Source organism: Solibacillus sp. FSL W7-1324 (assembly GCF_038008025.1).
Taxonomy (GTDB): Bacteria; Bacillota; Bacilli; order Bacillales_A; family Planococcaceae; genus Solibacillus.
In genome coordinates this window covers 103,372-112,500 of record NZ_JBBOYH010000001.1, presented here as the reverse complement: position 1 = coordinate 112,500, position 9,129 = coordinate 103,372, and the positions used below count along the sequence as shown (strand labels likewise).

Genomic DNA, 9,129 nt, shown 5'->3' with positions numbered 1-9,129 from the left:
GAACCGCTGACCTCCTGCGTGCAAGGCAGGCGCTCTCCCAGCTGAGCTAAGGCCCCATAAATGATGGTCGGAATGACAGGATTCGAACCTACGACCCCTTGGTCCCAAACCAAGTGCTCTACCAAGCTGAGCTACATTCCGAAATAATATGGCGCGCCCGGCAGGAGTCGAACCCACAACCTTCTGATCCGTAGTCAGACGCTCTATCCAATTGAGCTACGGGCGCATATTGTTTATTGTAAAGATGGTGCCGAGGGCCGGAATCGAACCGGCACGGTGATCACTCACCGCAGGATTTTAAGTCCTGTGCGTCTGCCAGTTCCGCCACCCCGGCATTTTTTGGAGCGGAAGACGAGGTTCGAACTCGCGACCCCCACCTTGGCAAGGTGGTGTTCTACCACTGAACTACTTCCGCAAAATGCTTAAGATATTTTTTACTCTGACAGTAATATGAAATTAAAATGGTGCGGGTGAAGGGAGTCGAACCCCCACGCCTTGCGGCGCTAGATCCTAAGTCTAGTGCGTCTGCCAATTCCGCCACACCCGCTAAGCAGTATAAAATATAAACTGGTGAGCCATGAAGGACTCGAACCTTCGACCCTCTGATTAAAAGTCAGATGCTCTACCAACTGAGCTAATGGCTCTCTAAATGGTGCCGGCGAAAGGAGTCGAACCCTCGACCTACTGATTACAAGTCAGTTGCTCTACCAACTGAGCTACACCGGCATTTAGAAATGGTGGAGGATGACGGGCTCGAACCGCCGACCCCCTGCTTGTAAGGCAGGTGCTCTCCCAGCTGAGCTAATCCTCCTGGGTAATACAGCCTAGCGACGTCCTACTCTCACAGGGGGAAGCCCCCAACTACCATCGGCGCTAAAGAGCTTAACTTCCGTGTTCGGTATGGGAACGGGTGTGACCTCTTTGCTATCATCACTAGACTATTTTCTTTAAAAGACATTATTCATTATAACATACTTTTCTTATACGTCAAGTACTTTTTTAATGAATTTCATTCTTTCAAAACTGGATAAACGTTTCATTGAGTTGTGCAATAAAATGTGGTTAAGTCCTCGACCGATTAGTATTCGTCAGCTGCATGCGTCACCGCACTTCCACCTCGAACCTATCTACCTGATCGTCTTTCAGGGGTCTTACTTACTTGCGTAATGGGAAATCTCATCTTGAGGGGGGCTTCATGCTTAGATGCTTTCAGCACTTATCCCGTCCATACATAGCTACCCAGCGATGCCTTTGGCAAGACAACTGGTACACCAGCGGTATGTCCATCCCGGTCCTCTCGTACTAAGGACAGCTCCTCTCAAATTTCCTACGCCCACGACGGATAGGGACCGAACTGTCTCACGACGTTCTGAACCCAGCTCGCGTACCGCTTTAATGGGCGAACAGCCCAACCCTTGGGACCGACTACAGCCCCAGGATGCGATGAGCCGACATCGAGGTGCCAAACCTCCCCGTCGATGTGGACTCTTGGGGGAGATAAGCCTGTTATCCCCGGGGTAGCTTTTATCCGTTGAGCGATGGCCCTTCCATGCGGAACCACCGGATCACTAAGCCCGTCTTTCGACCCTGCTCGACTTGTAGGTCTCGCAGTCAAGCTCCCTTATGCCTTTACACTCTACGAATGATTTCCAACCATTCTGAGGGAACCTTTGGGCGCCTCCGTTACTCTTTAGGAGGCGACCGCCCCAGTCAAACTGTCCGCCTGACACTGTCTCCTACCCCGCTAAGGGGCATGGGTTAGAAGTTCAATACAACCAGGGTAGTATCCCACCGACGCCTCCTTCGAAGCTGGCGCTCCGAGATCTCTGGCTCCTACCTATCCTGTACAAGTTGTACCAAAATTCAATATCAGGCTACAGTAAAGCTCCACGGGGTCTTTCCGTCCTGTCGCGGGTAACCTGCATCTTCACAGGTACTATAATTTCACCGAGTCTCTCGTTGAGACAGTGCCCAGATCGTTACGCCTTTCGTGCGGGTCGGAACTTACCCGACAAGGAATTTCGCTACCTTAGGACCGTTATAGTTACGGCCGCCGTTTACTGGGGCTTCAATTCACAGCTTCGCTTGCGCTAACCGCTCCTCTTAACCTTCCAGCACCGGGCAGGCGTCAGCCCCTATACGTCACCTTACGGTTTTGCAGAGACCTGTGTTTTTGCTAAACAGTCGCCTGGGCCTATTCACTGCGGCTTCTCTAGGCTATGCACCCAAAGAAGCACCCCTTCTCCCGAAGTTACGGGGTCATTTTGCCGAGTTCCTTAACGAGAGTTCTCTCGCACACCTTAGGATTCTCTCCTCGACTACCTGTGTCGGTTTGCGGTACGGGCACCTCTCACCTCGATAGAGGCTTTTCTTGGCAGTGTGAAATCAGGAACTTCGCTCATACGAGCTCGTCATCACAGCTCAACGTTAAAGTATGCGGATTTGCCTACATACACGCCTTACTGCTTGAACACGCGCAACCAACGGCGTGCTTACCCTATCCTACTGCGTCCCCCCATTTCTCAAACGGTGAGGAGGTGGTACAGGAATATCAACCTGTTGTCCATCGCCTACGCCTATCGGCCTCGGCTTAGGTCCCGACTAACCCTGAGCGGACGAGCCTTCCTCAGGAAACCTTAGTCATACGGTGCATGGGATTCTCACCCATGTTTCGCTACTCATACCGGCATTCTCACTTCTAACCGCTCCACCAGTCCTTCCGGTCTGACTTCAACGCTGTTAGAACGCTCTCCTACCACGCATACTCAAAGTATGCATCCACAGCTTCGGTGAATCGTTTAGCCCCGATACATTTTCGGCGCAGCGTCACTCGACCAGTGAGCTATTACGCACTCTTTAAATGATGGCTGCTTCTAAGCCAACATCCTGGTTGTCTAAGCAACGCCACATCCTTTTCCACTTAACGATTACTTGGGGACCTTAGCTGGTGGTCTGGGCTGTTTCCCTCTTGACTACGGATCTTATCACTCGCAGTCTGACTCCCGTGTATAAATATCCGGCATTCGGAGTTTGTCTGAATTCGGTAAAGCGAGATGCCCCCCTAGTCCAAACAGTGCTCTACCTCCGGTATTCTCAATCACGAGGCTAGCCCTAAAGCTATTTCGGAGAGAACCAGCTATCTCCAGGTTCGATTGGAATTTCTCCGCTACCCACACCTCATCCCCGCACTTTTCAACGTGCGTGGGTTCGGGCCTCCAGTGAGTGTTACCTCACCTTCACCCTGGACATGGGTAGATCACCTGGTTTCGGGTCTACGACCACGTACTAATTCGCCCTATTCAGACTCGCTTTCGCTGCGGCTCCGTCTTCTCAACTTAACCTCGCACGTAATCGTAACTCGCCGGTTCATTCTACAAAAGGCACGCTATCACCCATTAACGGGCTCTAACTACTTGTAGGCACACGGTTTCAGGATCTATTTCACTCCCCTTCCGGGGTGCTTTTCACCTTTCCCTCACGGTACTGGTTCACTATCGGTCACTAGGTAGTATTTAGCCTTGGGAGATGGTCCTCCCGGATTCCGACGGAATTTCACGTGTTCCGCCGTACTCAGGATCCACTCTGGAGGGAATGAACTTTTGACTACAGGGCTTTTACCTCGTTTCGCGGACCTTTCCAAGTCGCTTCGTCTAGTTCATTCTTTTGTAACTCCGTATAGAGTGTCCTACAACCCCAAAGAGCAAGCTCTTTGGTTTGGGCTCTTCCCGTTTCGCTCGCCGCTACTCAGGGAATCGAATTTTCTTTCTGTTCCTGCAGGTACTTAGATGTTTCAGTTCTCTGCGTCTGTCTTCGACACGCTATGAATTCACGTGAAGATACTATCCGATTAAAGATAGTGGGTTCCCCCATTCGGAAATCCCCGGATCAAAGCTTACTTACAGCTCCCCGAGGCATATCGGTGTTAGTGCCGTCCTTCATCGACTCCTAGTGCCAAGGCATCCACCGTGCGCCCTTATTAACTTAACCAAAAGTTAACACTTGGAACGAGTCCAAGATTTAAGTTTACACGTCAATTGCTTGACTTGTTTAAATATCTATAAAATAGAAATTTGATTTATTGCTTTCAATGTCGTTTTATCCAGTTTTCAAAGAACAAAGCAGCTGACTTCAATCACATCGTGACAAAGCTTCACTGATTTTGCTTCATGCAGCTTTGCGACGAAAGCGCAAGCGTCAGGAGCAAGGTTTTGAAGTATTCCATTCAATTAAGAATGAACCTTCAAAACTGAACAGCAAACGTTAATGTTTCATTCCCCAAGGGAATGATTCCGAAAAATCCTTAGAAAGGAGGTGATCCAGCCGCACCTTCCGATACGGCTACCTTGTTACGACTTCACCCCAATCATCTATCCCACCTTCGGCGGCTGGCTCCAAAAGGTTACCTCACCGACTTCGGGTGTTACAAACTCTCGTGGTGTGACGGGCGGTGTGTACAAGGCCCGGGAACGTATTCACCGCGGCATGCTGATCCGCGATTACTAGCGATTCCGGCTTCATGTAGGCGAGTTGCAGCCTACAATCCGAACTGAGAACGGTTTTATCGGATTAGCTCCCCCTCGCGGGTTGGCAACCGTTTGTACCGTCCATTGTAGCACGTGTGTAGCCCAGGTCATAAGGGGCATGATGATTTGACGTCATCCCCACCTTCCTCCGGTTTATCACCGGCAGTCTCCTTAGAGTGCCCAACTGAATGATGGCAACTAAGAATAAGGGTTGCGCTCGTTGCGGGACTTAACCCAACATCTCACGACACGAGCTGACGACAACCATGCACCACCTGTCACCGTTGCCCCCGAAGGGGAAACTATGTCTCCATAGTGGTCACCGGGATGTCAAGACCTGGTAAGGTTCTTCGCGTTGCTTCGAATTAAACCACATGCTCCACCGCTTGTGCGGGCCCCCGTCAATTCCTTTGAGTTTCAGTCTTGCGACCGTACTCCCCAGGCGGAGTGCTTAATGCGTTAGCTGCAGCACTGAGGGGCGGAAACCCCCCAACACTTAGCACTCATCGTTTACGGCGTGGACTACCAGGGTATCTAATCCTGTTTGCTCCCCACGCTTTCGCGCCTCAGTGTCAGTTACAGACCAGACAGTCGCCTTCGCCACTGGTGTTCCTCCAAATCTCTACGCATTTCACCGCTACACTTGGAATTCCACTATCCTCTTCTGCACTCAAGTTCCCCAGTTTCCAATGACCCTCCCCGGTTGAGCCGGGGGCTTTCACATCAGACTTAAGGAACCACCTGCGCGCGCTTTACGCCCAATAATTCCGGACAACGCTTGCCACCTACGTATTACCGCGGCTGCTGGCACGTAGTTAGCCGTGGCTTTCTAACAAGGTACCGTCAAGGTAGCGCCAGTTACTACGCTACTTGTTCTTCCCTTGCAACAGAGTTTTACGAACCGAAATCCTTCTTCACTCACGCGGCGTTGCTCCATCAGACTTTCGTCCATTGTGGAAGATTCCCTACTGCTGCCTCCCGTAGGAGTCTGGGCCGTGTCTCAGTCCCAGTGTGGCCGATCACCCTCTCAGGTCGGCTACGCATCGTTGCCTTGGTGAGCCGTTACCTCACCAACTAGCTAATGCGCCGCGGGTCCATCTTATAGTGACAGCGAGATGCCGTCTTTCAACTTCAAAACATGTGTTAAAAAGTGTTATTCGGTATTAGCCCCGGTTTCCCGGAGTTATCCCAATCTATAAGGTAGGTTACCCACGTGTTACTCACCCGTCCGCCGCTAAAATTTTAAAGGTGCAAGCACCAATAAAATTTCCGCTCGACTTGCATGTATTAGGCACGCCGCCAGCGTTCGTCCTGAGCCAGGATCAAACTCTCCATAAAAGTAGTTTGAAAGCTCATTTGCTTTGCTAGCGATCCAACTTCGTTAGAAGTTGAAATCTATTGTTTGCTTCATTTAAGAAGCTTGTTTCATTAACGTTGCTTGTTCAGTTTTCAAGGTTCATTGTGTTGTCGTTGTGACAACTTTTATATCTTACCATTTACATAAGGTGAATGTCAACAACTTTTTTAAAAAGTTTTTAATTCATTTTTTCGATGTAAATTTAGTAACTTTTTTACTTTATCACTCTAAAGTCGAAAAGTAAAGATGTTTGTAATTTTTTGCGTCACGTTTTAGCGACAAGAAATAATATACCACCCTCACAACTATATTGCAATAGTTATTTCAAAAAAATATTACTTTTATCAAATTCTATATCCCTTCCCTTGATTCCTTTTAATTAATATAGAGTGGAATGCCTAACAGCTTCCCCATCTTTATATTTTTCTATACCTCTAACTGCCAACACACTCTCGCAGTCGCTCACAAACAAATAATAATGCCTTTCTTTCTATAATAAAGAAAAGAGCCCTGCGAATAACGCTGGACTCTTTTAAAATTAAACTTATTTCGCTGTATGACGCATTGTCGGGAATAATAAAACATCACGAATTGATGGTGAATTCGTCAATAGCATTACTAAGCGGTCGATACCGATACCTAAACCACCAGTTGGCGGCATACCGTATTCTAATGCTTCGATGAAATCATTATCCATTTCATGTGCTTCATCATTACCTGCTTCTTTCTCGGCCATTTGAGCTTCAAAGCGCTCGCGTTGATCGATTGGATCATTTAATTCTGTGAAGGCATTTGCATGCTCACGACGAACGATAAATAGCTCAAAACGGTCTGTGAAGCGTGGGTCTTCAGGATTTTTCTTCGCTAACGGAGAAATTTCCACTGGGTGACCTGTTACGAATGTAGGTTGTACTAATGTTTCTTCTACTTTTTGTTCAAAGAACTCATTAATGATGTGTCCCACTTCGTGCGTATCTTTAATTTCCACACCGTGTTCAGCAGCGAGTTTACGTGCTTCTTCTACAGTCATTGGTGCCCAGAAGTCTACACCTGTTGCTTCTTTAACTGCATCTACCATGTGTACGCGTTTCCAGCCAACACCTAATTCAATTGTATCTTCACCATATTGTACAGATGTTGTGCCAAGTACGTCTTGAGCCACATGTGCAATAAGGTTTTCTGTTAAATCCATAATATCGTTATAGTCTGCATATGCTTCATATAATTCAATCATTGTAAATTCCGGATTGTGACGAGTTGAAATACCTTCGTTACGGAATACACGGCCGATTTCATATACTTTCTCCAAGCCACCAACGATTAAGCGTTTTAAATGCAGCTCAATTGCGATACGCATATATAATTCCATATCCAATGCATTGTGATGTGTAATAAACGGACGAGCCGCCGCACCGCCTGCAATTGTATGCAGCATTGGTGTTTCCACTTCCAAATAACCATTGTTATCTAAATAGTTACGGATTGCGCGAATGATTTTTGAACGTTGGATGAATGTTGTTTTCGACTCATCATTTGTCATTAAGTCAACATAGCGTTGACGGTAACGTTGTTCTACATCTGTAAGACCGTGGAATTTATCAGGTAATGGGCGTAACGCTTTTGTTAGGAAAGTGAACGCTGTCGCTTTAACAGATAACTCTCCTACTTGTGTACGGAATACTTTACCTTTTACCCCTACGATATCTCCAAGATCTGCTTTGTTGAATAATTCATATGCTTCTTCACCGATTGCATCTTTACGTACATAAATTTGGATTTGGCCAGCTAAGTCCTGGATATGCGCAAAACCTGCTTTACCTTTACCGCGCTTTGTCATAATACGTCCAGCGATTACAACTTCGCGTGGGTTTTCTTCTAATTGCTCTTTATCAAATTGCTCATTTTCTGCAATAACTTCGTTCGATAAATGTGTGCGTTCAAAACGGCTGCCGAATGGGTCCATACCGTTTTCGCGAATATCTGTCATCTTCTGGCGTCTCACCAAAAGTTGGTCGTTTAATTCTTCGATATTTGACACGTATTTCACTCCTTAATGTTTTTGCGCTCCAAAACGGCACAATAGTCCATAATGTTTCCATTGTACAGCATTTCTTTTAGTGATTCACCTGTTTCGAATTAATTTTAAATATCAGATAATTCTGTTAAGCGAATTTCCTTTACATAATAAAAAGGCATCATAAGCTGATGCCTTTTACTACTGTTTATACTATAACCGCTTCTTCTTCGTATTCATCTGCAACACTGTTTAATAGAATACGTAATTCCTGCTCAGTCTCAGTTAGATTGATGGCATTACGGATTTTCCCGTTTCCGCGAATTCCTTTTAAATACCATGATGCATGTTTACGCATTTCTCTTACCGCTACTTTTTCACCTTTAAGTGCTTTTAAGCGTTCAAAATGTAGTAAACAAACGTCCATTTTTTCACGGATTGAAGGCTCTGGAATTTGAATACCTGATTCCAAGTATTTCACCGTTTGATAGATCATCCACGGATTCCCTAAAGCAGCACGACCAATCATAACGGCATCTGCATTCGTATGTTCCAGAATGCGCTTTGCATCTTCCGGTGTTTCCACGTCTCCATTTGCGATAAACGGGATGCTAATATTTTTCTTCACTTCAGCTAAGACATCCCAGTTTGCCTTACCTTCATACATTTGCACACGTGTTCGGCCGTGCATGGCAATTGCAGATGCACCTGCACGTTCTGCTGCTTGGGCATTTTCTACAGCGAATACACGCTCTTCATCCCATCCGATACGCATTTTTACCGAAACCGGTTTATCAACTGCATCGACAACAGCTGAAACCATCTCGTAAATTTTGTTCGGATCAAGAAGCCATTTTGCGCCGGCTTCACATTTAATAATTTTGTTTACAGGACATCCCATATTGATATCGATAATATCGGCTGTTGTATGTTTATCTACAAACTTTGCTGCCTCTACTAAATTTTCTTTGTCTCCTCCGAAAATTTGCAGTGTCATCGGATTTTCGCGCTCATCGATATAAAGCATGTCCAATGTTTTTTTGTTGCGGATATTCAACGCTTTATCACTGATCATTTCCGCGTATACTAACCCTGCTCCAAACTCTTTTACAGTTAAACGGAAAGCCGAGTTGCAAATTCCGGCCATCGGGGCAAGAACGACACGGTTATCCATAATAATATCGCCTATTTGGAATGGCTTTTGGTCGATGTTTGACACCTTTTTGTTCCCTCCA

The 9,129-nt window shown here is 46.6% G+C and carries 2 protein-coding genes, 9 tRNA genes and 3 rRNA genes (1 of these 14 only partly in view); all 14 read right to left on the bottom strand.

All coding sequences use genetic code 11. The features are described from left to right. Positions 1 to 56: transfer RNA gene (locus tag MKY71_RS00565), tRNA-Ala, on the bottom strand; it reaches 20 nt to the left of the window's first position. A gap of 8 nt (positions 57 to 64) precedes the next feature. Beyond that, positions 65 to 141: transfer RNA gene (locus tag MKY71_RS00560), tRNA-Pro, on the bottom strand. Between the two features lie 8 nt (positions 142 to 149). After that, positions 150 to 226: transfer RNA gene (locus MKY71_RS00555), tRNA-Arg, on the bottom strand. Positions 227 to 245: 19 nt separating this feature from the next. Beyond that, positions 246 to 334: transfer RNA gene (locus tag MKY71_RS00550), tRNA-Leu, on the bottom strand. Positions 335 to 340: 6 nt separating this feature from the next. Beyond that, positions 341 to 415, bottom strand: a tRNA-Gly gene (locus MKY71_RS00545). Between the two features lie 47 nt (positions 416 to 462). Continuing rightward, a tRNA-Leu gene (locus tag MKY71_RS00540) sits at positions 463 to 547 on the bottom strand. 21 nt (positions 548 to 568) lie between these two features. Continuing rightward, positions 569 to 644, bottom strand: a tRNA-Lys gene (locus tag MKY71_RS00535). Positions 645 to 650: 6 nt separating this feature from the next. Beyond that, positions 651 to 726 (bottom strand) — tRNA-Thr (locus MKY71_RS00530). A 9-nt stretch (positions 727 to 735) separates the two neighbouring features. Beyond that, a tRNA-Val gene (locus MKY71_RS00525) sits at positions 736 to 811 on the bottom strand. Positions 812 to 822: 11 nt separating this feature from the next. Further along, a 5S ribosomal RNA gene (gene rrf / locus MKY71_RS00520) occupies positions 823 to 938 on the bottom strand. Positions 939 to 1,058: 120 nt separating this feature from the next. Next, a 23S ribosomal RNA gene (locus MKY71_RS00515) occupies positions 1,059 to 3,987 on the bottom strand. A 317-nt stretch (positions 3,988 to 4,304) separates the two neighbouring features. Continuing rightward, positions 4,305 to 5,861, bottom strand: a 16S ribosomal RNA gene (locus tag MKY71_RS00510). The 16S, 23S and 5S rRNA genes sit together here with 9 tRNA genes alongside, the layout of an rRNA operon. 563 nt (positions 5,862 to 6,424) lie before the next feature. Then, positions 6,425 to 7,927, bottom strand: coding sequence for a lysine--tRNA ligase (lysS, locus tag MKY71_RS00505; RefSeq protein ID WP_339174692.1), 1,503 nt, complete (start codon positions 7,925 to 7,927; stop codon positions 6,425 to 6,427). A gap of 175 nt (positions 7,928 to 8,102) precedes the next feature. Continuing rightward, the gene (gene dusB / locus MKY71_RS00500) at positions 8,103 to 9,113 is read right to left on the bottom strand and encodes a tRNA dihydrouridine synthase DusB (RefSeq protein WP_340731217.1); all 1,011 of its coding nucleotides are present in this window, start codon (positions 9,111 to 9,113) and stop codon (positions 8,103 to 8,105) included. Between the last annotated feature and the right edge of the window lie 16 nt (positions 9,114 to 9,129).